This is a genomic window from Sulfitobacter indolifex (genome assembly GCF_022788655.1).
In the GTDB taxonomy this organism is placed as follows: Bacteria; Pseudomonadota; Alphaproteobacteria; order Rhodobacterales; family Rhodobacteraceae; genus Sulfitobacter; species Sulfitobacter indolifex.
Window position 1 is genome coordinate 1,195,246 of record NZ_CP084951.1, and the last position, 25,924, is coordinate 1,221,169.

The window sequence follows — 25,924 nt, forward strand, 5'->3', positions numbered from 1 at the left end:
AGGCAACGAAAGACTTATGAGCGAAGCCGAAGACAAAGCACTTGCCCGCAAGGGCCGCATCGCAGGGCTGGTCATTGCCGTGACCATGACACTATGGGTGCTCTTGCAATGGGTCGCCCCGGCGATCGGGTTGCCGGGGCGTTATGCGTTGCTCTTCGATTTTGCTGCACTGGCCGCGCTTTTCTGGGCGATGGTCGTGATTTATCAAATGTGGCAGGCCCGCGCGGCCAGCCGTGAGAACCAAAGGTAGGCATCATGCTTCAGGACAAAGACCGCATTTTTACCAACATCTACGGCATGCATGACCGCACCTTGAAAGGCGCGCAGTCGCGCGGCCATTGGGATGGCACGGCCGGGATCATTCAAAAGGGCCGTGATTGGATCGTGGACCAGATGAAAGCTTCTGGCCTGCGAGGTCGGGGCGGGGCGGGCTTCCCAACGGGCCTCAAATGGTCCTTCATGCCCAAGGAAAGCGATGGTCGCCCATCTTATCTGGTGGTCAACGCCGACGAATCCGAGCCGGGGACATGTAAAGACCGCGAGATCATGCGCCACGATCCGCATACGCTGATCGAGGGCTGCCTGATCGCGTCCTTCGCGATGAATGCCCATGCCTGCTACATCTACCTGCGCGGCGAATACATTCGCGAGCGTGAAGCGCTGCAGACCGCGATTGATGAGGCCTATGAGGCTGGGTTGGTGGGCAAGAACGCCTCCAAATCCGGTTGGGATTTCGACATCTACCTGCACCACGGTGCCGGTGCCTATATCTGTGGCGAAGAAACTGCGCTTCTGGAAAGCCTTGAAGGCAAGAAAGGCATGCCGCGGATGAAGCCGCCATTCCCTGCGGGCGCGGGCCTTTATGGTTGCCCGACCACGGTGAACAACGTTGAATCCATCGCCGTGGTGCCGACCATCCTGCGCCGTGGGCCGGAATGGTTCGCGGGCTTTGGCCGCGCCAACAACGCGGGCACCAAACTGTTCGCGATCTCGGGTCACGTCAACAACCCCTGCGTTGTCGAAGAGGCGATGAGCATTGGGTTTGAAGAGCTGATTGAGACGCATTGCGGCGGCATCCGCGGCGGCTGGGACAACCTCAAGGCCGTGATCCCCGGCGGGTCTTCGGTGCCGCTGATCCCGGGCAAAGACATGCGCGATGCGATCATGGATTTCGACTACCTGCGCGAGCAGCGCTCCGGCCTCGGCACGGCGGCGGTGATCGTGATGGACAACTCCACCGACGTAATCAAAGCGATCTGGCGTTTGTCGAAGTTCTACAAGCACGAAAGCTGCGGGCAATGTACGCCCTGCCGCGAAGGCACCGGCTGGATGATGCGCGTGATGGACCGTCTGGTGACCGGCGATGCAGAGCCCGAAGAGATCGATATGCTGCTAGATGTGACCAAACAGGTCGAAGGCCACACGATCTGCGCGCTTGGCGATGCGGCGGCTTGGCCGATCCAAGGTCTGATCCGTCACTTCCGGGATGAGATTGAAGACCGGATCAAGCACAAGCGCACGGGCCGTGTCAGCGCGGTCGCGGCGGAGTAAAACTGTGCAATGCGGCGGGCCGGTGGCTTGACGCTTAACGCAGTAGGGGCGATAGCGGGCGCGCGTTTGGCGCGTCCGATCCACAACAGGCGCGGGGACGTTCGGCAGGGCCGGGCCAATGGCGCAGCGGAGTAGGTCTATGAAATATGCTTTGACGGTTTTGACGGTCAGCGCCTTGCTGGCGGGCTGTGCCAATGACAGTGAGCGTGTGGCCTTTGACGGACAGTATTTCAGCACCAAACTGCGCAAGGTGGATGGGCAGCGGGACGTCTTTCAAGTGACGGTTAAGGATGCTGGCAAGTCGATCGACGGCGCCCGTGCTGCGGCGCGTTACGAGGCCGTCAAATACTGCGTCGGCACCTATGGCAGCTCAGACATCGAATGGTCTTTTGGCCCCGACGCGCCGGCAGGTTCACTGCGGCTTGAAGGCGGCGCGCTGACCTTTCAGGGGCGCTGCCCACAGTGATCGCATCGGCGACATATCGCGGGGCCAAGGCCCAAGGGCGCGGTGATATTGAATATCATACCGCTCGATCTCCATTTGTCAGACGGGCCGTTCCGGCCCTCTGCATGAAGGAGAATTGATATGCGCACCCTGATGATCGCCGTGATGGGCCTGAGCCTGACCGCCGCCACCGTGACGCCCGCCATGGCCAAGCCGCCGCTGCGCGAAGTGGCTGCCATCGACGACGCACTGCTGGACATCGGCGTGGCCGACATCATCCGCAAGAACTGCCCCGACATCAGTGCGCGGATGCTGCGCGCGGTCAAGATGGCGTGGGATTTGAAAGGCAAGGCAGGCGATCTGGGCTACTCCGACGCCGAGATCGACGCCTACATCGACAGTGACGCTGAAAAAGCACGGATGAAAGCGCGCGGAGCCGCGTTTTTCAAGGCGAAGGGGGTCGATACTTCGGACCCGCAAAGCTATTGTGCGCTTGGACGCGACGAGATTCAAAAATCGAGCCGGATCGGTTCGTTACTGAAGGCAAAGTGAGCTTATGAGCGATATCCGCAAGATCATCATCGACGGTAAAGAAGTCGAAGTCGAAGGGGCGATGACGCTCATTCAGGCCTGCGAGCAGGTGGGCGTCGAGGTGCCGCGTTTCTGTTATCACGAGCGCTTGTCGATCGCTGGTAACTGCCGGATGTGTCTTGTGGAAGTCGTCGGCGGGCCGCCCAAGCCCGCCGCCTCCTGCGCCATGCAGGTGCGCGACCTGCGGCCTGGTCCCGAAGGCCAGCCGCCGGTTGTGAAAACCAACTCGCCGATGGTTAAAAAAGCCCGCGAGGGGGTGATGGAGTTCCTCCTGATCAACCACCCGCTGGATTGCCCGATCTGCGATCAGGGCGGTGAGTGTGATCTTCAGGACCAGGCGATGGCCTACGGCGTCGACTTCTCGCGCTACCGCGAGCCCAAGCGGGCGACCGAAGACCTTGATCTTGGTCCGCTCGTTGAGACTCACATGACCCGCTGCATTTCCTGCACCCGCTGCGTGCGCTTCACGACCGAGGTCGCGGGCCAGCATGTCATGGGCCAGACCGGCCGGGGTGAGGATGCGGAGATCACGACCTATCTCGGCTCGCTGATCGACAGCAACCTGTCGGGCAATATCATCGACCTCTGCCCCGTCGGCGCGCTGGTTTCCAAACCATATGCCTTTACGGCGCGCCCATGGGAACTCAGCAAGACCGAGAGTATCGACGTGATGGACGCGCTTGGCTCCAACATCCGCGTGGATACCAAAGGCCGCGAAGTCATGCGATTCCTGCCGCGCAACCATGATGGCGTGAACGAAGAGTGGATTTCCGACAAAACGCGTTTCGTTTGGGACGGTCTGCGCCGTCAGCGTCTCGACACACCCTACATCCGCGAGAACGGCAAGCTGCGCAAAGCGTCTTGGCCTGAGGCGTTGAACGCGGCTGCGGCGGCGATGAAGGGCAAGAAACTGGCCGGGCTGGTTGGCGATCTGGTGTCTGTTGAGGCCGCCTTTGCGCTGAAGCAGTTGATCGAAGGGCAGGGCGGTGTCGTCGAATGCCGCACCGATGGCGCGAAGCTGCCTGCGGGCAACCGCTTTGGCTATGTTGGCAACGCGCGGATCGAAGACTTGGATGACGCCAAGATGATCCAGCTCATTGGCTGCAACCCAGCGATTGAGGCGCCAGTGCTAAACGCCCGCATTCGCAAGGCCTGGAGCAAGGGCGCAGAGATCGGTCTGATCGGCGAAGCCGCTGACCTGACCTATCCGCATCACCATCTGGGAAATGATCGCGCAACCCTCGACAAACTGATGGGCAGCGATTTCGACGAGGTGCTGGAGCAGCCTTCGGTGATCGTCGTCGGCCAAGGCGCGCTGCGCGAAGCCGATGGCGCAGCGGTTCTGGCGAAAGCGATGGAACTGGCCGAAAAGACCAAGAGCAAGCTGATGATTCTGCACACCGCTGCCTCGCGCGTTGGCGCGATGGACATCAGTGCGACTGCTGAGAACGGCATGGAGGATGTGAACGCGGCAGAGGTGATCTATAACCTCGGTGCGGATGAGATTGAGATCGGTGCCGGTCCTTTCGTGATCTACCAAGGCAGCCACGGCGACCGTGGTGCACACCGCGCCGACATCATCCTGCCGGGTGCCGCCTATACCGAAGAGCCGGGGCTTTTCGTGAACACCGAAGGCCGCCCGCAAATTGCGCAGCGCGCAGGGTTTGCGCCCGGTCAGGCCAAGGAAAACTGGGCGATTCTGCGGGCGCTTTCTGCTGAAATGGGTGCGCAACTCGGATATGATTCCGTTGCTGAACTGCGGCGCAAGCTCATCAAGGCCGTGCCACATCTGGCAAATGTCGACGAAGTGCCGGAAAACGAATGGAACGCGCTGCCCGCAGGTATGCTGGGCGATGCGTCCTTTAAGCCCGCTGTGCATGATTTCTACCTCTCCAACCCAATCGCCCGCGCCAGCCAGTTGATGGCGGAACTGTCGGCCTTGGCCGCCGCGCGCCGCGCCGAGCCGATGGCGGCGGAGTGAGAGCCATGATGCTGGCCCCCTTGATGCTGCTGGCCGCCTGCGAACCGCAGGTGCCGGTGGCCGAGGATTTCATCCCCGACTATAAGGGGGTGGAAACACAGCTTTTGGACGGTGATTTGGTGCAGTTCAACGTGGCGATGACCAAGGCACTGTCCAACCAAGACGTGTCTGACTATGCCGAATGCGCCGCCGCGCAATATACGCTGATCCGGGGCTACGGTTTTGCACGTCATGTGCGGACAAATGTCACCGAAGAGGGTGGCATATGGCGGGCAGATGCTGTTTACACGATCTCGCCGAGCCTGCCGAAAGGCTTGAAGACAATTGATGCCGAAGTGACCGCGTTTCAATGCGCGGAACGCGGCATTCCGACGGTGTGAGGACTTATGGCTGATTTCTTTTACAACACCGGGCTGGGCATCGCCCTGCTGACGGTTGGGCAGGTGTTGCTGCTGGTTGTACCGCTTTTGCTGGCGCTGGCCTTCCTCATGTATGCCGACCGCAAAATCTGGGCCGCCGTGATGATGCGTCGCGGCCCGAACGTTGTTGGCGTCTTTGGTCTGCTGCAGAGTTTCGCGGACTTTCTTAAATACATCGTTAAAGAAGTGGTGGTCCCTGCGGGCGCTGACAAGGGGGTCTTCTTCCTTGCGCCGATGATTTCTTTCGTCATGGCAATGATCGCTTGGGCGGTGATCCCCTTCAACGAAGGCTGGATCCTGTCGGACATCAATGTGGCGATCCTCTATGTTTTCGCTGTCTCCTCTTTGGAGGTATACGGCGTGATCATGGGCGGATGGGCGTCGAACTCCAAGTACCCGTTCCTTGGCTCGCTGCGCTCTGCCGCGCAGATGATTTCTTATGAAGTTTCAATCGGCCTGATCATCATCGGTGTGATCCTCTCGACCGGCTCGATGAACTTCTCGTCCATCGTGGCCGCGCAGGATGGTGATTGGGGTCTGTTCAACTGGTACTTCCTGCCGCACTTCCCGATGCTAATCTTGTTCTTCATCTCGGCACTGGCCGAAACCAACCGCCCACCGTTTGACCTTCCGGAAGCGGAATCTGAACTGGTGGCGGGCTATCAGGTGGAATATTCCTCCACGCCGTTCCTGCTCTTTATGATTGGCGAACTGGTGGCCGTGGTGCTGATGTGCGCGTTGGTGTCGCTGATGTTCTTCGGTGGCTGGTTGTCTCCGGTGCCATTCCTGCCCGATGGCTTCTTCTGGATGTTCATCAAGATGCTGATGGTCTTCTTCATGTTCTCCATGGTGAAGGCGATCACGCCGCGTTACCGCTATGACCAGCTGATGCGTCTGGGATGGAAAGTCTTCCTGCCGTTCTCGCTCTTCTGGGTGGTCTTCGTGGCCTTTGCTGCAAAATTCGATTGGTTCTGGGGCATCTATGCCCGTTGGACCGTAGGGGGCTGATATGGCACAGATGGATTACACCCGCGCCGCGAAATACTTCCTGCTGGCTGATTACGCCAAGGCGTTCATGCTGGGGATGCGCTATTTCTTTGCGCCGAAGACCACCATTAACTACCCGCATGAGAAGGGGCCACTGTCGCCCCGTTTCCGTGGTGAGCATGCGTTGCGCCGTTATCCCAATGGCGAAGAGCGTTGCATCGCCTGCAAACTCTGCGAAGCGATCTGCCCCGCGCAGGCCATCACAATCGATGCCGAAGCGCGCGAGGACGGCAGCCGCCGCACCACGCGCTATGACATTGATATGACCAAATGCATTTACTGCGGTTTCTGTCAGGAAGCCTGCCCAGTGGATGCCATTGTCGAAGGGCCGAACTTCGAATTCTCGACCGAGACCCGCGAAGAGCTGTATTACGACAAGGCCAAACTGCTGGACAACGGCGACCGGTGGGAATCAGAAATCGCCCGTAACCTCGAAATGGATGCACCCTACCGATGAGTGATCCAACAAACCCCTTTGATGCGATGATGAAACAGGCGCAGGAAATGGCGAAAGCCTTTCCGGCGATGGAGGCTTTTTCGCCCAAAGGGTTTGAGGCGATGATGGGCACCATGCCCAAGGAAATGATGGATTTCTGGTTCGGCGACACTGTCAACAAGGGCGGTCTTGATGCCCGCACGCGGCTGCTGCTCACGCTGGCCGGTCTGACCATGCAGGGCGCGCAGAATGACATGGGCGTGCGACAGACGGTCCGTCACGCGCTCGAAGCAGGCGCCACCAAGCAACATATCGTCGAGACCATCGGCCAAATGTCCGCCTTTGCTGGCATCCCAGCGATGACCCGAGCGCTGGAATTGGCGCAATCGGTGCTGGACGAGAACAAAGATACCAAGAAGGAAGACGGCGCATGACGGTCTTTTCATTTTACCTCTTCGCGATCAGCGTCATCACCGGCGGGCTGTTCACGGTGATCAGCCGCAACCCGGTGCATTCGGTGCTTTGGCTGATCCTGTCGTTCCTGTCGGCAGCGGGGCTGTTCGTTCTGCTGGGGGCCGAGTTCGTGGCGATGCTGCTGGTCATCGTCTACGTGGGCGCGGTGGCGGTTCTGTTCCTCTTCGTCGTGATGATGCTCGATGTGGATTTCGCCGAGCTTAAGGCCGAGATGGCGCGCTACATGCCGCTGGCGCTGCTGATCGCCTTGGTGATCCTGATGCAGTTCGTGATGGCCTTTGGCGCATGGGAGCAGAGTGCGGCGGCTGAGGGGCTGCGTCTCAATACGATTGACCCGGACCGCTTCAACACCGAAGCGCTAGGTCTGTTGCTTTATGATCGCTACTTCCTGCTCTTCCAGCTGGCGGGTCTAATCCTGCTGGTCGCGATGATCGGTGCGATCGTGCTGACACTGCGTCATCGTAAGGACGTGAAACGCCAAGACGTGGTGGCGCAGATGATGCGCGACCCGGCAAAGGCGATGGAACTGCGCGATGTGAAGTCGGGGCAGGGCCTGTAATCACCGGAATTTTTTGAAAATTCCGTGGCCGTTTTCTTTCCAAGAAAACGGCTCAACCAAGAGAGAAAAGGGACGTCGAGATGTCGAGAACAACAATCGTGGTGCTGGTCGTGGTTTTGATCGTCGTATTCTTCGGCGGCTACAGCTTTATCGGCTAAAACCCGGTCAATCCCGGTGGCAGCCGGGGCAAAGTGATACTAAAAGCCCCATCAAATGGGGCGCGACCAAAGCCCATTAAGGGGCGGGAACGTAAGGGACGACATGATCGGACTTGAGCATTACCTGACGGTAGCGGCGACGCTGTTTGTCATCGGCATCTTCGGGCTATTCCTGAACCGCAAGAACGTGATCATTCTGCTGATGAGCATCGAATTGATGCTGCTCGCGGTGAACATCAACCTCGTCGCTTTCTCCAGTTTCCTTGGTGATTTGACGGGGCAGGTGTTTACGCTTTTCGTACTCACCGTCGCCGCCGCCGAGGCCGCCATCGGCCTCGCCATTCTGGTCTGTTTCTTCCGCAACCGTGGCTCGATCGCGGTGGAAGATGTCAACGTGATGAAGGGCTGAGGCAATGGAAACCACGATCCTATTCGCCCCGCTGCTGGGCGCCATCCTCTGCGGTTTCGGCTGGAAGATCATCGGCGAGAAAGCCGCCCAGTGGATCGCCACAGGGCTCTTGTTCCTCGCGGCCTTCCTGTCTTGGGTGGTGTTCCTGACGCTGGACGGCCCGACCGAGCAAATCCAGATCTTGCGCTTTATCGAGAGCGGCACGCTTAGCACCGATTGGGCGATCCGCATGGACCGTCTGACCGCGATCATGTTGATCGTGATCACCACGGTTTCGAGCCTCGTGCACCTCTATTCCTTCGGCTACATGGCGCATGATGAGAACTTCCGCGATAACGAGAGCTATCGCCCCCGGTTCTTTGCCTATCTGTCCTTCTTTACCTTCGCGATGTTGATGCTGGTGACAGCCGACAACCTCGTGCAGATGTTCTTTGGTTGGGAGGGCGTTGGTGTCGCGTCCTACCTGCTGATCGGTTTCTACTTCCGCAAGCCAAGCGCCAATGCCGCGGCGATGAAGGCCTTCATCGTGAACCGGGTAGGGGACTTTGCGTTCCTGCTGGGCATCTTTGGCCTATATATGCTGACGGACTCGATCCGCTTTGACGACATCTTTGCCGCGGCTCCTGATCTTGCGCAGCAGTCCGTCACTTTCCTTTGGGCCGACTGGAACGCGGCGAACCTGATCGCATTCCTGCTCTTTGTCGGTGCGATGGGTAAATCGGCGCAACTATTCCTGCACACTTGGCTGCCGGACGCGATGGAAGGTCCGACACCCGTGTCGGCGCTGATCCACGCGGCGACCATGGTGACGGCGGGTGTCTTCCTTGTCTGCCGCATGTCGCCTGTGATGGAATTCGCGCCCGAAGCCATGGCATTCGTCACCGTGATCGGTGCGACCACCGCCTTTGTCGCGGCGACCATCGGCCTTGTGCAGACCGACATCAAACGCGTCATCGCCTATTCGACTATGTCCCAGCTTGGCTATATGTTCGTGGCAGCAGGCGTTGGCATGTATTCGGCCGCGATGTTCCACCTCTTCACACACGCTTTCTTTAAGGCGATGCTGTTTTTGGGGGCGGGGTCGGTCATCCATGCGATGCACCACGAGCAGGACATGACCAACTACGGCGGTCTGCGCAAAAAGATCCCCTATACCTTTGCTGCGATGATGATTGGCACGCTGGCCATCACTGGCGTCGGCATTCCGCTGACGCATATCGGTTTCGCCGGCTTCCTGTCCAAAGACGCGATCATCGAGAGCGCTTGGGGTGGTGGGTCTATGTATGGCTTCTGGCTGCTGGTGATCGCCGCTGCGATGACAAGCTTCTACAGCTGGCGTCTGATCTTCCTCACATTCTTTGGCGAGCCCCGCGGCAACAAACATACGCATGAGCATGCGCATGAAAGCCCGATGGTCATGCTGATCCCGCTTGGCGTCTTGGCGCTTGGCTCGGTCTTTGCCGGGATGGTCTGGTACGGGAGCTTCTTTGGCCATGCCGACCAAGTCGGCAAGTTCTACGGCATCCCGATGGCTGAGATGGCCGCAGGCGGAGACGCTCATGTTGAAGGGGCCGAGGACGACCACGGCGCTACGGGTCCGGTCGATGGGGACGAAGGTGCCGAGGCGCTGGTTGAGGGCCATCAGGACGCGGCCGCGCATCACGAGAGCTTCGGCGGTGCGCCGGGTGAGGGAGCGCTGTACTTTGGGCCTGACAATCATGTGCTGGACGACGCACATGCCGCACCGACATGGGTCAAGGTTTCGCCCTTCATCGCGATGCTGGCCGGTCTACTCATGGCGCTGTGGTTCTATATCTGGAGCCCGACTGTCCCCGGACGTTTGGCGGCCAATCAACGACCGCTTTACCTGTTCCTGAAAAACAAATGGTACTTTGATGAGGTTTACGACGTGATTTTCGTGCGTCCCGCCAAGACGATCGGCCGGTTCCTGTGGAAACGCGGCGATGGCAATGTGATCGATGGCACGCTGAACGGCATCGCCATGGGCATCATCCCCTTCTTCACCCGCCTCGCGGGTAAGGCACAGACGGGTTATATCTTTACCTATGCCTTCGCGATGGTGATCGGGATTGCCGTACTGGTGACATGGATGACGATGAGCGGAGGAGCGAACTGATGGATACGCATCTGCTTTCAATCATCACATTCGTACCAGCCTTTGCTGCGCTCATCCTCGCGGTCTTCCTGCGCGGTGACGATGCCGCCGCCGGGCGCAACGCGAAATGGCTGGCCTTCATCACCACGACAGTCACCTTCCTGATCTCGCTTTTCGTACTGTTCGAATTTGACCCGTCCAACACTGACTTCCAGTTCGTGGATGAGGCCGATTGGCTGCTGGGTCTGAAGTACCGCCTTGGCGTTGACGGCATCTCGATCCTCTTCGTGATGCTGACCACCTTCATGATGCCGCTGGTCATCGCGGCGAGCTGGAATGTCGAGCACCGCGTCAAAGAATACATGATCGCTTTCCTGCTTTTGGAAACGCTGATGCTCGGTGTCTTCATGGCGCTGGACTTGGTGCTCTTCTACCTGTTCTTCGAGGCAGGTCTGATCCCGATGTTCCTGATTATCGGCATTTGGGGCGGCAAAGAGCGTATCTACGCGAGTTTCAAGTTCTTCCTCTATACCTTCCTCGGCTCGGTGCTGATGTTGGTGGCAATGGTGGCAATGTTTACCGAAGCAGGCACAACCTGCATCGGTGGTTGCGAGATTAGCTTGCTCACGCATAACTTCGGGTCCGACAACTTCGAGCTTCTGGGTATCCAAGTCGTTGGTGGCATGCAGACACTGATGTTCCTCGCCTTCTTTGCCAGCTTTGCGGTCAAGATGCCGATGTGGCCGGTCCACACATGGCTGCCCGATGCCCACGTTCAGGCGCCTACAGCCGGTTCCGTCGTGCTTGCGGCGATCCTGCTGAAGATGGGTGGTTACGGCTTCCTGCGCTTCAGTCTGCCGATGTTCCCCGTGGGGGCCGAGGTGATGACGCCGCTGATCCTGTGGATGTCGGCCATCGCCATCGTCTATACCTCGCTGGTGGCACTCGTGCAGCAGGACATGAAAAAGCTGATCGCCTATTCCTCGGTCGCGCATATGGGTTTTGTGACCATGGGTATCTTTGCTGCGAACCAGCAGGGGATCGACGGCGCGATTTTCCAGATGATCAGCCACGGCTTCATCTCTGGCGCGCTCTTCCTGAGCGTTGGCGTGATTTATGACCGTATGCACACCCGTGACATCGACGCTTATGGTGGTCTGGTGAACCGGATGCCGGCCTATGCAATGGTCTTCATGTTCTTCACCATGGCGAACGTGGGCCTGCCGGGCACATCTGGGTTCGTGGGTGAATTCCTGACGCTCATGGCGACGTTCCAAGTGAACACTTGGGTCGCTGCTGTAGCAACGACCGGGGTAATCTTCTCGGCGGCTTATGCACTCTGGCTCTATCGCCGCGTGGTGATGGGCGACCTGATCAAAGAAAGCCTCAAGGCGATCACCGATATGACCGCGCGTGAGAAATGGATCATTGCCCCGCTGGTGGCGATGACCCTGATCTTGGGCGTCTACCCGGCACTGGTGCTGGATATGATCGGGCCGTCGGTGGCTGCTCTCGTTGAAAATTACGACATGGCGCTGGAGGCGGCTGATACCGCTGTGCAGACCGCCGATGCCTCGCATTAAGAAGGACTTGGCGCATGATTTCCGCTGATCTGAACATCATTCTGCCCGAGATTGTGCTTGCGGGGTTTGCCCTGCTTGGCCTTCTTGGCGCGGTCTATACGTCGAAAGACAAGGCCGCCGGGGTGCTCGTCTGGGTGACCGCGGTGGTGATGGTGCTGCTGGCCGGTTGGGTCGCCATGTCGGGCGACGGCACCACCAATATCGCCTTTTACGGCATGTTTATCGACGACAGTTTCGCGCGGTTTGCCAAGGTGGCGATCTTGCTGTCGGCGGCGGCTGTGTTGGTCATGTCGGAAAGCTACATGAAACTGCGCGGCTTGCTGCGGTTTGAGTATCCCATTCTGGTCTCGCTGGCGGTTGTCGGCATGATGGTGATGGTCAGCGCGGGCGATCTGATGGCGCTGTACATGGGGTTGGAACTGCAATCTCTGGCGCTTTACGTTGTCGCCTCCCTGCGCCGCGACTCGGTTAAATCGACTGAGGCTGGCTTGAAGTATTTCGTCCTGGGCGCACTCAGCTCGGGTCTGCTGCTTTACGGTGCGTCGCTTGTCTATGGCTATGCCGGGACCACGGCCTTTGCCGGGATCATCACCACTGCGCAAACCGGTGAAACCTCGCTTGGGCTGCTCTTTGGTCTGGTCTTCCTGATTTCGGGCCTCGCCTTCAAGGTTTCTGCCGTGCCTTTCCACATGTGGACACCGGACGTCTATGAGGGCGCGCCGACCCCAATTGCGGCCTTCTTTGCCACGGCACCTAAGGTCGCCGCCATGGGTCTGTTTGCGCGGGTGATGCATGACGCCTTCGGCCAGATCGTCAGCGATTGGAGCCAGATCGTGGCGCTGCTGTCAGTGCTGTCGATGTTCTTCGGCTCGGTCGCCGCGATCGGTCAGACCAACATCAAACGTCTGATGGCCTTTTCGTCGATTGCCCACATGGGCTATGCGCTGATGGGCTTGGCTGCGGGCACGGCTTTCGGTGTGCAGGCGATGCTGGTCTATATGGCGATCTATGTGACCATGAACCTCGGCACTTTTGCTTTCATCCTGCTGATGCAGAAAGACGGCGCGCCGGTGACCGATATCACCCTGCTGAATATGTATGCCAAGACCAATCCGGGCCGGGCGCTGGCGATGCTGGTGCTGCTGTTCAGCCTTGCAGGCGTGCCACCGATGCTGGGCTTCTTTGGCAAGTTCTACGTACTGCGCGCGGCCTATGACGCCAATATGGCGTGGCTCGCCGTGGCGGGCGTGATCGCCAGTGTGATCGGTGCGTACTACTACTTGCGGATCGTCTTTTACATGTACTTCGGCGAGGAGCGTTCTGACACGCTGGATCACCAGAACGGCGGCGTGCTGACCGTGGTGCTGATGGCCTCGGCTGTGATCATGATCGTCGGGATTGCGAATATGTTCGGTGTCGAAGGCATGGCCGCCTCGGCTGCGGCGTCGCTGGTGAACTGAGCAGTGCGGCGCAAGACTGGCCGGACCACCGCATGACCGACTGGCCGGAAGGCTATGGCCGGCGCGTCTATGACACGCTCGATTCCACCCTCTCAGAGGCGGCGCGGTTACAGCAAGAGCTGACCGCGCCGACTTGGATCCTGGCGCTGGAGCAGACCGCCGCGCGTGGCCGCCGTGGCCGCAGTTGGACCACCCCGCGCGGCAATTTTGCGGCAACCCTGATGATGCCCCGTAAAGAGCCACCGGGCGTTGCCGCGCTGCGGTCCTTCGTGACATCACTGGCGCTCTACCGCGCCTTTGTTGCAGTGACAGGGCGCGAGGATGCCTTTGCCCTAAAATGGCCGAACGATGTGCTGCTGCGCGGTGGCAAGGTGGCAGGGATCCTTCTGGAAAGCGTTGGCGATCATCTGGCGATCGGGATTGGTGTGAACCTTGCTCATGCGCCTGAAGCTGGCACGCTGGAGGCCCGCGCTCTGCCTGCGGTGACCCTGCGCGAAGCGGGGGCCAATGTGACCGCCGAAGACTTCCTTAACGTCCTTGCGCAAGAATATGCCGGTCTTGAAGATCAGTTCACCACCTATGGTTTCGCCACGATTCGCAGCGCGTGGCTCGCCCATGCCGCGCGGTTGGGAGAGGTCATCACCGCCCGTACCATGCGCGATGAGATCACCGGCGTCTTTGAAGATGTAGACAGCGCAGGCAATCTGATCCTGCGCACCCGCGACGGCGCGGTGTCCATCACCGCAGCGGATGTGTTTTTCTAAAATCGGGGGAGGGAGGCAGCATGCTTCTGGCAATTGATTGCGGCAACACCAATACGGTTTTCTCGATCTGGGACGGGAAAGAGTTCATCGCCACTTGGCGCACCTCGACCGAATGGAAACGGACGGCGGACCAATATTACGTTTGGCTCAACACGTTGATGCGCCTGCAAAATATAGACGCAGATATCACCGATATGATCATCAGCTCCACCGTGCCACGGGTGGTGTTCAACCTGCGGGTGCTGGCCGATCGTTACTTTAACACGCGTCCTTTCGTGGTGGGCAAACCGGGCTGCGATCTGCCGATTGACGTTCGCGTAGATGGAGGCACGCAGGTGGGGCCGGACCGGCTGGTAAACACCGTGGCAGGCTTTGACCTTTATGGCGGCGACTTGATCGTGGTGGATTTTGGCACCGCCACCACCTTTGACGTTGTAGCCGATGATGGGGCCTATATCGGGGGCGTGATCGCGCCCGGCGTGAACCTCAGCCTTGAAGCGCTGCACAACGCTGCGGCCGCGCTGCCGCATGTCGATATCTCTAAACCTCAGAATGTCATCGGCACCAATACGGTTGCCTGCATGCAGTCTGGTGTCTTTTGGGGTTATGTCGGACTGGTTCGTGAGATATGTGAGCGAATAAGGGCGGAACGTGCGAGACCCATGCGCGTTATTGCCACGGGGGGTCTGGCACCGCTGTTTCAGCAGGCAGTCGACCTGTTCGATGATTATCAAGATGAACTGACGATGCACGGTCTGACCGTGATCCACGATTATAATAAGGACAAAGCTGAATAATATGAGCAGCGAACGATTTATCTATCTGCCCCTCGGTGGGGCGGGTGAAATTGGCATGAACGCCTATGTCTACGGCTACGGCAAACCGGGTAAAGAGCGGCTGATCGTCGTCGACCTTGGTGTGGCGTTCCCGGATATGGACAGCACGCCGGGCGTTGATCTGATCTTGCCCGACATCACATGGCTGAAGAAACGCCGCGATCAGATCGAAGCGATCTTCATCACCCACGCCCACGAAGACCACATTGGCGCGGTCGCCCATTCCTATGAGGCGCTCAAGGCACCGATCTATGCGCGTGCCTTTACCGCGAATATCGCCCGCCGCAAGATGTCAGAGCATGGCCATCCTGAGGACGCGATCACCACGGTCAGCACATGGCCTGAGCAGATCACAGCCGGTCCGTTCAAAGTGGGCTTCTTGCCGATCTCGCATTCGATCCCCGAGTCTTCCGCTATGGTCATCGACACGCCCGAAGGGCGTACGATCCACTCGGGCGACTTTAAGATTGACCGTACACCGGGCGTTGGCGAAGCCTTTGACGACGCGCTCTGGGCCGATGTTTGCAAAGATGGCGTCAATGCGCTGATCTGCGACAGCACGAACGTCTTCTCCGCGCATCCCGGCCGTTCGGAATCGACCGTTGGGCCAGAGATCGAAAAACTGGTCAGCAGCGCTGAAGGCATGGTTATCGCCACGACCTTCGCCTCCAACGTGGCGCGGGTCAAAACGCTGGCAGAGGCTGGCGCACGGGCAGGGCGGTCGATCGTTCTGCTGGGCCGCGCGATGAACCGCATGGTCGAAGCTTCGATCCAAACAGGTGTGATGAAAGACTTTCCGCCTGTGATCTCCCCCGAGAACGCCCGCGCGATTCCGCGTGAGAACCTGATGCTGCTGGTCACCGGCAGCCAAGGTGAGCGCCGCGCGGCTTCTGCGCAGCTTGCACGCGGTAAGTATCAGGGCATCGAGTTGAAAGAGGGCGATCTCTTCCTCTTTTCCTCGAAAACCATTCCGGGCAACGAGCGCGGTGTGATCAGCATCATTAACCAATTCTCTGAAAAGGGTGTGGATGTGGTGGATGATTCCTCGGGTCTTTACCACGTCTCGGGCCACGCCAACCGTCCGGACCTTGAGACGCTGCACGCGATTGTGAAGCCTCAGGTGCTGATCCCGATGCATGGCGAGCACCGCCATCTGCGCGAGCATGTGAAGATCGCCAATGCCAAAGGCATCACCGGCGTTCTGGCCGTTAATGGCATGATGATCGACCTGTCGGGCAACAAGCCTAAGGTGGTAGAGCATGTCGACACCGGTCGCATGTATCTGGACGGCTCGGTGCAGGTCGGCGCACTCGATGGTGTGATCCGCGACCGTATCCGCATGGCGCTGAACGGTCATGCGACCGTGACGATGATCCTTGACGCGGATGATGAGCCGTTGGGTGATCCTTGGGTTGATCTGATGGGTCTGCCAGAAAAAGGCCGCTCTAACGCGCCCTTGGTCGACGTGTTGGAGCAAGACCTAAGCCAGTGGCTGAACCGTCAAAAGGCCGCAACATTGCGTGACGATGACAAGCTGAACGATGGTCTTAAAAAAGTCGCGCGTCAGTCATCGTATGATGAGATTGGCAAAAAGCCCGAAGTCACCGTGGTGGTCAGTCGTCTGAACTGACCTCTTCCCCACCGCTGCACATATAGACCGCGCCGCCCACTGCAACCACGCTTACGCCCGTGGCCGCAAGGGCGGCGGGGGTCGACAGTGCAGTGGCCAGCGTCGTGCCGGTGGTCGCCAGATTGGCGCTCAGGGCAGATGCCCCTCCCGTCAGAATGAACGCCCCAGACTTATGCGCCACGGCGCGTAGGTTGTCTGGCTGGCTGATCGTATCCACGGCAGAGCGTGCGATGCTCTTGCTGATGCTGACGGTTTCTTCTTTGGTGGTGTTCACCCTCTCACAAAAAGTCTTTTTGCAATTGCCGCGATAGTTCCGTTCGCCGGGGATCAGGAAGTGGCCATCCTCATCTGTGGCGGTCAAACAATAGCCGTTGATCTGATCTAGCGGTACGGTCGTTGCAAGGTAGTCAAACAGAACGCCGCTGTTGCACGCGGGCGGCGCACCCCACAGGTTGCTCCATTTGCGGGCGGGCCAGTTCATGAGCCGTTCGCGGGTGCCGACCTCGTCTGCGAAATTTGCAAAATTCTCGGCCTCGATGACGACTTCGGCGCCATTCACCAACGCACGGCAGCGTTCGGCACTGGCGGGGGTGGCCAGAAGTGTCGTGAGGGTAAGGGCAAGGGTGATGAGGGCAGGGCGCAGCATGATGGTCCTATCTGAGAGGGTTCAAATCTCACATAGCACAGACGAAAAAGCCGCCAATCCCGGTCAGGATCGGCGGCGAATTCATGCCAGCGGTTAGGCTGGATTAGATACGTTCACGAAAGCTTAGACCGATGAAGTCAGGCGTGTGATCGCCCAGTCCTACAACGCGGTTGTCGTTGCCGCCGCGTTTGTCATTGCGTCCCCGGCCACGCGGGGTCTTGTCGTTGTTGCCCCCACGGTTCGATCGGCGGTCATTTTGCGACGGAGCATCCTGCGCCGGAGCATCCTGCGCTGGAGCGACCTCTGCCTGCGGGGCAGGTTCGGAAGTCGGCTCAGCCTTGGGTTCGACCTTTGGCGCTTGCGGCTGGTTATCTTCGGCAGGTTTGTCTGCAGTGACTTGCTCGGCGGCCGCTTTGTCGGCGCGCGGCGCGTCAGATTTGCGGCTGCGCGAACGGGTCCGCTTGGGCTTGTCGGCAAACTTGGGCTTGTCGTCGGCCTTGGCTGGCGCTTCGGCGGTTGCCTCTTCTGGGGCAGGCGCGTCGGTTTGCAGCAGGTTCTCCAAGCGCGGAATTTCCTTTTGCACCAAACGCTCAACGTCTTCGAAATTCTTCTCGTCGCGCGGCACGCAGATCATGATCGCTTTGCCATCACGCCCGGCACGGCCCGTCCGGCCAATGCGGTGAACGTAGTCTTCGGCGTGGCTGGGCACGTCGAAGTTGAACACATGGCTCACACTTGGCACATCAAGGCCGCGGGCGGCCACATCAGAAGCAATAAGGAATCGCAGCTCGCCATTGCGGAAGCCGTCCAATGTCTTGGTCCGCTGACTTTGGTCAAGATCGCCGTGGATCGGGGCCGCGTCATAGCCGTGTTTTTTCAACGACTTGGCAACGGTATCCACGTCCATCTTGCGGTTACAGAAGATGATCGCATTGGTGCATTTCTCGCCTTCAGCGTCGATCAGCATCCGCAGCAGCTTGCGCTTTTCGGTGGCTTCACGATCCTTGCGCGAGGCTTTGAACATCACCACACCTTGGGTGATGTTCTCGCTCGTTGTCGCCTGACGGGCGACTTCGATCCGCTCGGGATTGCTGAGGAATGTGTTGGTGATCCGCTCAATCTCAGGCGCCATGGTGGCCGAGAAAAACAGCGTCTGACGGGTGAAGGGCGTGAGGCCGAAGATGCGCTCAATATCAGGGATGAACCCCATGTCGAGCATCCGGTCGGCTTCGTCCACGACCATGACTTTCACGTCCGAGAGAATCAGTTTGCCGCGCTCGAAATGGTCCAGCAAGCGGCCCGGGGTGGCGATCAGCACGTCGACGCCTTTGTCGATCAGCTTGTCCTGCTCCTTAAAGCTCACGCCGCCGATCAGCAGCGCTTTGGTCAGCTTGAGGTGCTTGGAATAGGTGTCGAAGTTTTCAGCAACCTGTGCCGCCAATTCACGGGTCGGGCACAGCACAAGGCTGCGCGGCATCCGGGCGCGGGCGCGGCCACGGGCAAGCAGCGAAAGCATCGGCAGCGTGAAGCTGGCGGTCTTCCCGGTGCCGGTCTGGGCAATGCCCAAAACGTCGCGGCCTTCTAGGGCAGGGGGGATGGCGCCCGCCTGGATGGGCGTGGGCGATTCGTAGCCAGCTTCTACAACAGCTTTGAGAACCTTGGCGTTCAAGTTCAGATCGGTAAATTTTGTCATGTGCGTCCGGGTTGAGCGGACACTGACTTGGCCCGCGGCAGCAATACAAGCCGGCCCGATTGGCCCTAAAGGCGGCAACTGCCGCGGCGTGTTCCAAAAGCGCATAGCAAGTTGCGGCTGCGTCGTCAAACACTTGACCCCTCAGACGCTTATCTGGGGAATTGGCGCAACATCTTTGCATCAAGATCAAGATCGGCATGGCGCAGCAGGCCGTGGGCATTAAGTGCAGCCCGTAGGTTTGGCGTGTCGGCGCAGACCTCATCAAAGAAGGCGCGCAAACCCGGCTCGCCCCCTTCGGTTTCGATCATGGCAAACAGCTCATGCATCGACAGACCGCCCCGATCGCGGGGACGGTTCGGGGCCAATTCAGACCGATAAGACCCATTTTCTATGCGGTAGCGATAGGCGGCCTGCCACTCGGGCCAGCTTTTGGCGTGAAGATGCGCAAGATCAATGTCGGGGTTCTGTTCAGGCCCATTAATGATCGCGTCCTTCTGAAAGACGTTATGGATTTGTACACGAATGCCCGCCATACCGGTCCGCACAAAGACCTTTCCCGCCAGATGGCTAAGGAAACCACCTTTGATGTAGTTGCCATAGGTAGGATAAAGCTCAGATACGATCTGGGCGCGGTTCGGACCATTCGGGATAAAGGCTTTGAAAGCAGTCGCATCACCCGACAATGCCTCCATCGGGCGGATCCGGGCGATTCTTTGATCAGCGGGCAGGTCAGTCAGCACCTCGCCAACATCGCGATCCGCGACCAAAAACTCATCAACATCCATATGGATCAACCAATCGACGTCATCCGCGCGATGATAGGCATGGGTCGCATTATGGGTTTGACGCACCTGATGTTTCTTAGGGAGCTTACCGCAGAGCTTTTGCCAATAGGCGTCATCGCAGGTGGTGACGCGTATCTTTGGATGACCCTTTAGGGATGCAAAAGCCTCAGGGTTTTCGGCGTCGAGATAGAGGTAAAGCCGATGAGCGCCCGCCTCCAGATGGTAGGCGGCAAAGCGCTTTATTTCGTCTGCAGGGGCCAAGATCGTAGCGGCAAGGCCCCATTTCCTCGTCTCCGTCATTGCATCTCCCCAGCTGAGATCAGCATGTCATTATTGACCGCAAAATCAAGGCTTTTGGCCAACGTGGGGCGTCTGCGTCAGGCCATCATTTCCTTGGTCGCTGTCAGCTTGACGTCCGGGTAATCGCGCTCAACACGGTCGATGTCCCATTGTAGACGGGTCAGGTAAACGATGTCGCCATCATGGTCATGGGCGATGTGCTGCTTGTTGTTTTCGGTAAACTTATCAACGGCCTGTTTGGTGCCGTTGACCCAGCGGGCAGAGGTGAATTGCGACGCCTCAAATCGCACGGGCAGCCCATATTCCAGCTCAATACGGCTGGCGAGCACTTCGAACTGCAATTGGCCCACAACGCCCACAACAAAGCCCGATCCGATGGACGGTTTGAACACTTTCGCGGCGCCTTCTTCGGCAAATTGCATCAGCGCTTTTTCGAGGTGCTTGGCTTTCAACGGATCGCCCGCACGGACAGATTGCAGCAGTTCCGGCGCGAAGGAGGGGATGCCGCTGACGCGCAGCGCTTCGCCTTGGGTCAGCGTGTCGCCGATGCGCAACTGGCCGTGGTTGGGGATGCCGATAATGTCGCCGGCCCAAGCCTCTTCGGCCAGCTCGCGGTCGGAGGCGAGGAACATGACAGGGTTGGAGATCGTCATCGGCTTTTTGGTGCGCACATGGGTCATTTTCATGCCCCGCTCAAAATGCCCCGAAGCGAGGCGGACAAAGGCCACGCGGTCACGGTGTTTGGGATCCATATTTGCCTGCACCTTAAAGACAAATCCGGATACCTTTGTTTCTTCAGGTAAAATCTTACGCGGCGTGGCGGCCTGAATCTGCGGCTCCGGCCCGTATTTGGCGATGCCTTCCATCAGTTCACGCACGCCGAAAGAGTTGATGGCAGAGCCGAACCAAATCGGCGTCAGCGTCCCTTCGTGCATCGCTTTGAGGTCCAGAGGCGGCAGCAGTTCACGCGCCATCTCCAGATCTTCGCGCAGCTTTTCCAGCAGGGCGGCAGGGACGTGCTCGGCCAGCTTGGGGTCGTCCAGCCCTTCGATCTTGATGCTATCGGCCACACGGTTCCGGTCGGCGCGGTCCATCAGCTCCAGACGGTCGCGCAGCATGTCGTAGCAACCGACAAAATCGCGGCCCACGCCGATGGGCCAGCTTGCAGGCGTCACGTCAATGGCGAGGTTCTCTTGGATTTCGTCGATAATCTCAAAGGTATCGCGGCTTTCGCGGTCCATCTTGTTACAGAAGGTCAGGATCGGCAGGTCGCGCATCCGGCAGACTTCGAAAAGCTTCTGCGTTTGGCTTTCCACACCTTTGGCGCCGTCGATCACCATCACGGCGGCATCCACCGCCGTCAGCGTGCGGTAGGTATCCTCGGAAAAGTCCGAGTGGCCGGGCGTATCGACGAGGTTGAACCGATAATTGGTATCGCCGCTGTGAAAATCGAACGACATGGCCGAGGCGGAGACCGAAATCCCCCGGTCTTTCTCCATCGCCATAAAGTCGGACCGCGTGCGCCGCGCTTCGCCCTTGGCGCGCACTTGGCCAGCCATCTGAATCGCCCCGCCAAACAGCAGGAACTTTTCAGTCAGCGTGGTCTTGCCCGCGTCAGGGTGGCTGATGATCGCAAAGGTGCGACGGCGCGCGATCTCGGCGGGCAGGGCGGGGCGGTTTTGCGGCGTGTCCAACATCCGCCCCATATAGGCTGCGCCGTGGCCGGGCGCAATCTGGGCATTGCTGCGAATCGACCGTAGGCCTAGCATGAGAACATAAGTGGTACATGGAGGAATTTGCGATGGAACTGAAACAGATTGCACAAGAGTTGGTTAACGGCTGCCGTGCCGGTGCGGCCAAGGTGCGCGAGAACCTTGATAAGCTATATGCCGAAGATGCCGTATCGGTAGAGGCCGCTGATATGGGCGGACAGGGGCGTGAGACCCATGGGATCAAAGCAATCCACGGCAAACACGACTGGTGGGAAAACGCGATGGAGGAACACGCGACCGAAGTCTCAGGCCCGTTCTATTTCGGCGATGACCAGTTCAGCGCGGTCTTCAAGGTTGACGCCACCGACAAGCAGAGCGGCGATCGCTTTCAGATGGAAGAGATCGGCGTGTACCACGTGAAAGACGGCAAAATCGTCCGGGAAGAGTTTCACTACGCCGTTGAGGCACCCTAACGGGTTGAGGCTTTTCTCAGCAGCTCCGCCGCATTGGGGCGGTTGAGCAGCGCCTCGGCCAGATCAAGCCCCGCATGGGGCAGATCGGAATGGCCGGGGATCACCTCGCCCAAGGCTGCGGCCATTTCCGGCGGCAGAACCGCGCGGGTGCGGCTGTCGACCAGCATGGATTCGGCGGCGATCCCCTCGGCATAGATGATTTGATGCCCGTCAAAGAGCAGTTGGAAGTAGTCGACAAACCCGCCGTCTTGCACCGTCACGCTGTCGCCATTCACCAGATGCCGCGCTTTCACGAGCAATTCCGACCGGCCCGCGCCCATCTCATCACTGCGCTGATAGATGAAGAGGCGGTGATCGGGGCTGACGATCAAGTCGTGTTCATTGTTCAAGGTGCCCGCCCGAATGCAGATGGGCGCGAAATCCCCTACCGCGCGCAGGGTGCTTTGGCCGATCCAACGAAGGGTCTGAACACCGTCATCGCGGGTCAGGATACGGTCCCCGACGCGCAACTCTTCGATGGGCCGCAACTCTCCGGTGCTAAGCGAGATATGGGTGCCGCGGGTGAATGAGACGCAGGCCAGTTGGCCAAATTTCTGCTGCGCGGTCTGGGTGTCAATCCCGACAATGCAATACCCCGTTTGCGGGTTCAGCGGCCCTAGTGGCAAAAGATAAACCTCTGCCGCGCGCCCTTGGCCATCGACTTCGACCAGCAGCAGCGCCTCTTGGGTCTGGCCTTCGGGCGACATCAGCGTGAGCAGACTGTCGAGGTGTAGATCAGCACCGGGGCTGCCCACGTCGGTATCCTCGGCAAGTCGCAGTTGATTGCCTGGAAGGGTCTGCAATGACAGCCGCCGTGGCACTGCTGCGCGGTCCAGCTCATAGGTATCGTCAAGCACCAGTTCAGCGGCAAAAGACAGCGTATCCCCCAGATTCGCGCCATCACTCGCACGCAATTCCTCAGCGCGGTAAACGGCGATGCTCTGGGCGGGGGCGGTGCGGGTGCTGGACATGACGGGCCTTTGGTTTAGGGGCTTTCGCCAACGGGATAAGGTAGAATTGTGGCCCCCATGGGTCAAGGCTCGGGTGATTTGCTGGCATTGGCGGCAGGCCGTGGTAGGCATATGCAAATGCACAGGAGGAATCGCATAATGGATTTGGGTATTAAGGGTAAGAAGGCGCTTGTCTGCGCCTCGTCCAAAGGGCTTGGCCTTGGCTGCGCCGAAGCGCTTGCTGCGGCAGGGGTCAGCCTTGTGATGAACGCGCGCGGCGCCGAGGCGCTTGAGGCTTCGGCGGAGCGTATCCGTCAGGACTATGGCGTCGAGGTCGTCACCGTGGCGGCGGATGTGGCCACCGAAGAGGGGCAAAAGCTGGTCATCAAAGCCGCTGAGGGCTGTGACATCCTCGTCAACAACGCGGGCGGCCCCCCTCCGGGCATGTGGCATGACTGGGACCGCGAAGATTTCATCAAAGCGCTCGACGCCAATATGCTGGCCCCCATCGCGCTGATCAAAGCACTGGTGCCGGGCATGATGGAGCGTGGCTGGGGCCGGGTGGTCAATATCACCAGCCAATCCGTGCGCGCGCCGATTGGGGTTCTGGGTCTCAGCAACTCCGCGCGGACCGGGCTTACGGGCTATGTCGCGGGCACCTCGCGTCAGGTGGCGGGCAAGGGGGTCACGATCAACAACCTTCTGCCGGGGATACATGCAACCGACCGCGCGGATTCGCTGGATGCGGGTGTGGTCAAGGCTAAGGGCATCACGCTGGATGAGGCCCGCGCCGAGCGGCAGGCTGGCATCCCCGCAGGCCGCTATGGCACCCGCGAGGAATTTGGCGCGGCTTGTGCGTTCCTTTGTTCGCAGCATGCTGGGTTCATCGTGGGGCAAAACCTGCTGCTGGACGGCGGCGGCACCAACATCACGATGTAAGCGGAAGAGGGGGCCGAAATGGTAATAAAAGCCGCAGCGATGCTGGTCGGCCTCTTCGCCACTTCGGCCAGCGCCCAAGACCTGCTGCCGCGCTATGAGGCGGCGCAGGTCGCGCTGGACGGGCGGATGCTGAGCGTGATGGGAAGTGATCCTGCCAAGGCCCGTTGGAGCCCCGAGCGGCGCGGCAAATCCGCCTGCGCGCTGGCCGAACTTGCGCGGTTACGCGGCCGCGCCGTGGCCGAAGCCTATGTGCGCGAGGTCGAATATGCCATCGACGAAGCCAACCGGCTGACCCACGCTGCGGATTTTGGCGGTCTGGCGGCGCGGATCCATCGCAATGCAGGGATTGGCTTTCAGCGCGATCTGGTGCCAATCACCCGCAAATGCGGGATCGGGCTTTAGCGCGGATTGATCCGGCCGCATGGCGCAGGCAGGCCTTTGCCACGCGGCCGGGCTATCACGTTTCTGACAGCGCATGTTTCGGGACTAGCCCGCTTCAGGCCGCGCGGCTAACGCTAGAGGGGTCTTCTCACCAAAAGGGCTCGCCCCATGCAAAGCACCGTTTTAATTGTCCTCTTCGCCGCTGTCATCCTTGCCAGCCTGCTGGTCGCGCCGCGCCGTGCCACGGTCGAAGGGTTCTTTGGCGGTGCCAACGCAGCGGGCCGCGCGCCGGGGCTTTGGGTGCTGGTGCTGAGCCAAGTCACCACATGGATTTTCGCCCGCAGTCTAATGAACGCGGCGATCTTGGGCTATTTCTATGGCATCGCCGGCACGCTGGCTTATGCAGCTTACTATGGCTCATTTCTGACGGGCGGTTTTATCGTCGGCCATCTGCGCCGCGGCGGGGCGCGGTCGGTGCAGGATTGGCTGAGCGGGCAGTTCGGGGGCGCGGGCACGGCGGCCTACAACCTCGTGATCGGGCTGCGGCTCTTGTCCGAAGTCTTTGCCAACCTTCTCGTCGTCGCGCTGATCTTTGAGGCTGTCTGGCCGGGGTCGGGCACGCTGGCAGTGCTGATCGTGGCGGCTTTGGGCTTTGGCTATTCGGCATGGGGCGGCCTTTCCGCGGCACTGCGCACGGATGTTGTGCAGATGCTGGTCTTTCTCGTGGTCTTCGGCCTTGCCCTCGGTGCGCTGCTGCTGAGCCCGGGGTTCGAGCTTGGCGCGGTACTCAGCGCGCCGGGGGTGTCGGGGCCCTATAATGGCTGGGTGCTTTTGGGTGTCGCGCTGCTGCAAGTCTTCTCCTACCCCGCCCATGATCCGGTGATGATGGACCGCGGCTTTCTTGCGGATGAGGCGACGACGCGGGCCTCCTTCCTCCATGCCTTTTGGATTTCAACGCTGTGTATCATCGGCTTTGGGTTCTTTGGTATCCAAGCCAGCCTGACTGGCGCGGCCTATGAGGGCGAGTTGATCGGCACATGGGGGCTGATGTTTCCGGGCTGGATTTTCGTGGCGCTGATGCTGTCTTTGCTGGTCTCGGCGCTCTCCACGCTCGACTCCGCGCTGGCCTCTGCCGCGAGGCTGATGGTTGAGGAATGGCGCATCGCACCGCGCAGCCTGATGGGCGGGCGGCTGGTGATGGCGGGGTTCATGATCTTGGGCGCGCTGCTGACGCTTTGGGGCAATGCCACGCTGTTTGACGCGGTGGCGGTCAGCGGGACGGCGTCGATGTTCCTTACCCCGGTGCTGTTGGTGGGGCTGGTGGCCGGACGGCGGATTGCGGTTTGGAGCTATCTCGCTGCCTTCGCTGCTGCGATGTTCGGAGCGGCGGTCTACTTTGCGCAGGGCTGGGCGCCCGTCGCAGCGCTTTTGCCAGAGGGGCATAAATACGAGCAATTGCTGGCAATCTGTGTGCTTGTACTCATCGCTGGTTTCGCAGCGGTGCTTGCGGGGGCGCGGCGAGGCTGATAGCTGGGTTTCCGAGCGAT

The 25,924-nt window shown here is 59.7% G+C and carries 26 protein-coding genes; 21 read left to right on the top strand and 5 right to left on the bottom strand.

Annotated features, from left to right (window positions below; all coding sequences use genetic code 11):
• The first annotated feature begins 16 nt into the window (after positions 1–16).
• The 17 genes from DSM14862_RS05810 to DSM14862_RS05890 all read left to right on the top strand — a co-directional run bounded on the left by DSM14862_RS05810 (position 17) and on the right by DSM14862_RS05890 (position 16,459).
• Positions 17–250: a DUF5337 domain-containing protein gene (locus tag DSM14862_RS05810; RefSeq protein WP_007119497.1), complete on the top strand. Its 234-nt coding sequence runs from the start codon at positions 17–19 to the stop codon at positions 248–250.
• 5 nt (positions 251–255) lie between these two features.
• Complete coding sequence (gene nuoF / locus DSM14862_RS05815; RefSeq protein WP_007119498.1) at positions 256–1,551, top strand: NADH-quinone oxidoreductase subunit NuoF; 1,296 nt, start codon at positions 256–258, stop codon at positions 1,549–1,551.
• A gap of 139 nt (positions 1,552–1,690) precedes the next feature.
• Positions 1,691–2,017 carry a hypothetical protein gene (locus DSM14862_RS05820; RefSeq protein ID WP_007119499.1) on the top strand — a complete coding sequence of 109 codons (327 nt, stop codon included), beginning with the start codon at positions 1,691–1,693 and terminating at the stop codon, positions 2,015–2,017.
• Between the two features lie 120 nt (positions 2,018–2,137).
• Complete coding sequence (locus tag DSM14862_RS05825; protein WP_007119500.1) at positions 2,138–2,548, top strand: DUF5333 domain-containing protein; 411 nt, start codon at positions 2,138–2,140, stop codon at positions 2,546–2,548.
• A gap of 4 nt (positions 2,549–2,552) precedes the next feature.
• On the top strand, positions 2,553–4,568 hold the full coding sequence (gene nuoG, locus DSM14862_RS05830) for an NADH-quinone oxidoreductase subunit NuoG (RefSeq protein WP_007119501.1): 2,016 nt from the start codon (positions 2,553–2,555) through the stop codon (positions 4,566–4,568).
• A gap of 8 nt (positions 4,569–4,576) precedes the next feature.
• Entirely contained in the window at positions 4,577–4,948 is a 372-nt protein-coding gene (locus DSM14862_RS05835) for a hypothetical protein (RefSeq protein WP_007119502.1), read from the top strand.
• Between the two features lie 6 nt (positions 4,949–4,954).
• On the top strand, positions 4,955–5,995 hold the full coding sequence (gene nuoH / locus DSM14862_RS05840; RefSeq protein ID WP_007119503.1) for an NADH-quinone oxidoreductase subunit NuoH: 1,041 nt from the start codon (positions 4,955–4,957) through the stop codon (positions 5,993–5,995).
• Position 5,996: 1 nt separating this feature from the next.
• Positions 5,997–6,491, top strand: a complete 495-nt coding sequence (nuoI, locus tag DSM14862_RS05845; protein WP_007119504.1) for an NADH-quinone oxidoreductase subunit NuoI — start codon at positions 5,997–5,999, stop codon at positions 6,489–6,491.
• Positions 6,488–6,904, top strand: a complete 417-nt coding sequence (locus DSM14862_RS05850; protein ID WP_007119505.1) for a carboxymuconolactone decarboxylase family protein — start codon at positions 6,488–6,490, stop codon at positions 6,902–6,904. The genes nuoI and DSM14862_RS05850 overlap by 4 nt, the downstream gene beginning before the upstream one ends.
• Positions 6,901–7,503, top strand: coding sequence for an NADH-quinone oxidoreductase subunit J (locus DSM14862_RS05855; RefSeq protein ID WP_007119506.1), 603 nt, complete (start codon positions 6,901–6,903; stop codon positions 7,501–7,503). The genes DSM14862_RS05850 and DSM14862_RS05855 overlap by 4 nt, the downstream gene beginning before the upstream one ends.
• Before the next feature lie 261 nt (positions 7,504–7,764).
• Positions 7,765–8,070 carry an NADH-quinone oxidoreductase subunit NuoK gene (gene nuoK, locus DSM14862_RS05860; RefSeq protein WP_007119508.1) on the top strand — a complete coding sequence of 102 codons (306 nt, stop codon included), beginning with the start codon at positions 7,765–7,767 and terminating at the stop codon, positions 8,068–8,070.
• A 4-nt stretch (positions 8,071–8,074) separates the two neighbouring features.
• Complete coding sequence (nuoL, locus tag DSM14862_RS05865; RefSeq protein ID WP_007119509.1) at positions 8,075–10,207, top strand: NADH-quinone oxidoreductase subunit L; 2,133 nt, start codon at positions 8,075–8,077, stop codon at positions 10,205–10,207.
• The gene (locus DSM14862_RS05870; protein ID WP_007119510.1) at positions 10,207–11,769 is read left to right on the top strand and encodes an NADH-quinone oxidoreductase subunit M; all 1,563 of its coding nucleotides are present in this window, start codon (positions 10,207–10,209) and stop codon (positions 11,767–11,769) included. Before nuoL ends, DSM14862_RS05870 begins: the two co-directional genes overlap by 1 nt.
• A gap of 14 nt (positions 11,770–11,783) precedes the next feature.
• The gene (nuoN, locus tag DSM14862_RS05875) at positions 11,784–13,229 is read left to right on the top strand and encodes an NADH-quinone oxidoreductase subunit NuoN (protein WP_243254336.1); all 1,446 of its coding nucleotides are present in this window, start codon (positions 11,784–11,786) and stop codon (positions 13,227–13,229) included.
• Positions 13,230–13,261: 32 nt separating this feature from the next.
• A complete protein-coding gene (locus tag DSM14862_RS05880; protein ID WP_007120280.1) occupies positions 13,262–13,993 on the top strand; it encodes a biotin--[acetyl-CoA-carboxylase] ligase in 732 nt (243 codons plus the stop codon).
• 20 nt (positions 13,994–14,013) lie between these two features.
• Complete coding sequence (locus DSM14862_RS05885; RefSeq protein WP_007120281.1) at positions 14,014–14,790, top strand: type III pantothenate kinase; 777 nt, start codon at positions 14,014–14,016, stop codon at positions 14,788–14,790.
• A 1-nt stretch (position 14,791) separates the two neighbouring features.
• Positions 14,792–16,459 (top strand): ribonuclease J, encoded by a 1,668-nt coding sequence (locus DSM14862_RS05890; protein ID WP_007120282.1) that lies wholly within the window; start codon positions 14,792–14,794, stop codon positions 16,457–16,459.
• Here the strand turns inward: DSM14862_RS05890 and DSM14862_RS05895 are convergent.
• The 4 genes from DSM14862_RS05895 to DSM14862_RS05910 form a co-directional block, all read right to left on the bottom strand.
• The gene (locus DSM14862_RS05895) at positions 16,443–17,105 is read right to left on the bottom strand and encodes a hypothetical protein (RefSeq protein ID WP_007120283.1); all 663 of its coding nucleotides are present in this window, start codon (positions 17,103–17,105) and stop codon (positions 16,443–16,445) included. The two genes, DSM14862_RS05890 and DSM14862_RS05895, sit on opposite strands and share 17 nt — an antisense overlap.
• A 103-nt stretch (positions 17,106–17,208) precedes the next feature.
• A complete protein-coding gene (locus DSM14862_RS05900) occupies positions 17,209–18,798 on the bottom strand; it encodes a DEAD/DEAH box helicase (protein WP_007120284.1) in 1,590 nt (529 codons plus the stop codon).
• A 149-nt stretch (positions 18,799–18,947) separates the two neighbouring features.
• Complete coding sequence (locus DSM14862_RS05905; protein ID WP_007120285.1) at positions 18,948–19,883, bottom strand: glycosyltransferase family 2 protein; 936 nt, start codon at positions 19,881–19,883, stop codon at positions 18,948–18,950.
• 77 nt (positions 19,884–19,960) lie between these two features.
• Entirely contained in the window at positions 19,961–21,580 is a 1,620-nt protein-coding gene (locus DSM14862_RS05910) for a peptide chain release factor 3 (protein WP_040701450.1), read from the bottom strand.
• A gap of 104 nt (positions 21,581–21,684) precedes the next feature.
• Here DSM14862_RS05910 and DSM14862_RS05915 point away from each other — a divergent pair, with 104 nt between their 5' ends.
• The gene (locus tag DSM14862_RS05915) at positions 21,685–22,068 is read left to right on the top strand and encodes a nuclear transport factor 2 family protein (RefSeq protein WP_040701493.1); all 384 of its coding nucleotides are present in this window, start codon (positions 21,685–21,687) and stop codon (positions 22,066–22,068) included.
• On the opposite strand, the gene DSM14862_RS05920 is transcribed toward DSM14862_RS05915, so the two are convergent.
• Positions 22,065–23,078 (bottom strand): Hint domain-containing protein, encoded by a 1,014-nt coding sequence (locus tag DSM14862_RS05920; RefSeq protein WP_007120289.1) that lies wholly within the window; start codon positions 23,076–23,078, stop codon positions 22,065–22,067. The genes DSM14862_RS05915 and DSM14862_RS05920 overlap by 4 nt on opposite strands.
• Before the next feature lie 138 nt (positions 23,079–23,216).
• Here DSM14862_RS05920 and DSM14862_RS05925 point away from each other — a divergent pair, with 138 nt between their 5' ends.
• The 3 genes from DSM14862_RS05925 to DSM14862_RS05935 all read left to right on the top strand — a co-directional run bounded on the left by DSM14862_RS05925 (position 23,217) and on the right by DSM14862_RS05935 (position 25,904).
• Positions 23,217–23,996, top strand: a complete 780-nt coding sequence (locus DSM14862_RS05925; protein WP_007120290.1) for an SDR family oxidoreductase — start codon at positions 23,217–23,219, stop codon at positions 23,994–23,996.
• Positions 23,997–24,014: 18 nt separating this feature from the next.
• Positions 24,015–24,398, top strand: coding sequence for a hypothetical protein (locus tag DSM14862_RS05930; protein ID WP_007120291.1), 384 nt, complete (start codon positions 24,015–24,017; stop codon positions 24,396–24,398).
• Between the two features lie 147 nt (positions 24,399–24,545).
• Entirely contained in the window at positions 24,546–25,904 is a 1,359-nt protein-coding gene (locus DSM14862_RS05935) for an SLC5/6 family protein (protein WP_007120292.1), read from the top strand.
• Positions 25,905–25,924: the final 20 nt, after the last annotated feature.

Coding starts and splice junctions, on each gene's coding strand:
- DSM14862_RS05810 (WP_007119497.1), top strand. CDS start 17: ATGAGCGAAGCCGAAGACAAAGCACTTGCCCGCAAGGGCCGCATCGCA.
- nuoF (WP_007119498.1), top strand. CDS start 256: ATGCTTCAGGACAAAGACCGCATTTTTACCAACATCTACGGCATGCAT.
- DSM14862_RS05820 (WP_007119499.1), top strand. CDS start 1,691: ATGAAATATGCTTTGACGGTTTTGACGGTCAGCGCCTTGCTGGCGGGC.
- DSM14862_RS05825 (WP_007119500.1), top strand. CDS start 2,138: ATGCGCACCCTGATGATCGCCGTGATGGGCCTGAGCCTGACCGCCGCC.
- nuoG (WP_007119501.1), top strand. CDS start 2,553: ATGAGCGATATCCGCAAGATCATCATCGACGGTAAAGAAGTCGAAGTC.
- DSM14862_RS05835 (WP_007119502.1), top strand. CDS start 4,577: ATGCTGGCCCCCTTGATGCTGCTGGCCGCCTGCGAACCGCAGGTGCCG.
- nuoH (WP_007119503.1), top strand. CDS start 4,955: ATGGCTGATTTCTTTTACAACACCGGGCTGGGCATCGCCCTGCTGACG.
- nuoI (WP_007119504.1), top strand. CDS start 5,997: ATGGCACAGATGGATTACACCCGCGCCGCGAAATACTTCCTGCTGGCT.
- DSM14862_RS05850 (WP_007119505.1), top strand. CDS start 6,488: ATGAGTGATCCAACAAACCCCTTTGATGCGATGATGAAACAGGCGCAG.
- DSM14862_RS05855 (WP_007119506.1), top strand. CDS start 6,901: ATGACGGTCTTTTCATTTTACCTCTTCGCGATCAGCGTCATCACCGGC.
- nuoK (WP_007119508.1), top strand. CDS start 7,765: ATGATCGGACTTGAGCATTACCTGACGGTAGCGGCGACGCTGTTTGTC.
- nuoL (WP_007119509.1), top strand. CDS start 8,075: ATGGAAACCACGATCCTATTCGCCCCGCTGCTGGGCGCCATCCTCTGC.
- DSM14862_RS05870 (WP_007119510.1), top strand. CDS start 10,207: ATGGATACGCATCTGCTTTCAATCATCACATTCGTACCAGCCTTTGCT.
- nuoN (WP_243254336.1), top strand. CDS start 11,784: ATGATTTCCGCTGATCTGAACATCATTCTGCCCGAGATTGTGCTTGCG.
- DSM14862_RS05880 (WP_007120280.1), top strand. CDS start 13,262: ATGACCGACTGGCCGGAAGGCTATGGCCGGCGCGTCTATGACACGCTC.
- DSM14862_RS05885 (WP_007120281.1), top strand. CDS start 14,014: ATGCTTCTGGCAATTGATTGCGGCAACACCAATACGGTTTTCTCGATC.
- DSM14862_RS05890 (WP_007120282.1), top strand. CDS start 14,792: ATGAGCAGCGAACGATTTATCTATCTGCCCCTCGGTGGGGCGGGTGAA.
- DSM14862_RS05895 (WP_007120283.1), bottom strand. CDS start 17,105: ATGCTGCGCCCTGCCCTCATCACCCTTGCCCTTACCCTCACGACACTT.
- DSM14862_RS05900 (WP_007120284.1), bottom strand. CDS start 18,798: ATGACAAAATTTACCGATCTGAACTTGAACGCCAAGGTTCTCAAAGCT.
- DSM14862_RS05905 (WP_007120285.1), bottom strand. CDS start 19,883: ATGACGGAGACGAGGAAATGGGGCCTTGCCGCTACGATCTTGGCCCCT.
- DSM14862_RS05910 (WP_040701450.1), bottom strand. CDS start 21,580: ATGTTGGACACGCCGCAAAACCGCCCCGCCCTGCCCGCCGAGATCGCG.
- DSM14862_RS05915 (WP_040701493.1), top strand. CDS start 21,685: ATGGAACTGAAACAGATTGCACAAGAGTTGGTTAACGGCTGCCGTGCC.
- DSM14862_RS05920 (WP_007120289.1), bottom strand. CDS start 23,078: ATGTCCAGCACCCGCACCGCCCCCGCCCAGAGCATCGCCGTTTACCGC.
- DSM14862_RS05925 (WP_007120290.1), top strand. CDS start 23,217: ATGGATTTGGGTATTAAGGGTAAGAAGGCGCTTGTCTGCGCCTCGTCC.
- DSM14862_RS05930 (WP_007120291.1), top strand. CDS start 24,015: ATGGTAATAAAAGCCGCAGCGATGCTGGTCGGCCTCTTCGCCACTTCG.
- DSM14862_RS05935 (WP_007120292.1), top strand. CDS start 24,546: ATGCAAAGCACCGTTTTAATTGTCCTCTTCGCCGCTGTCATCCTTGCC.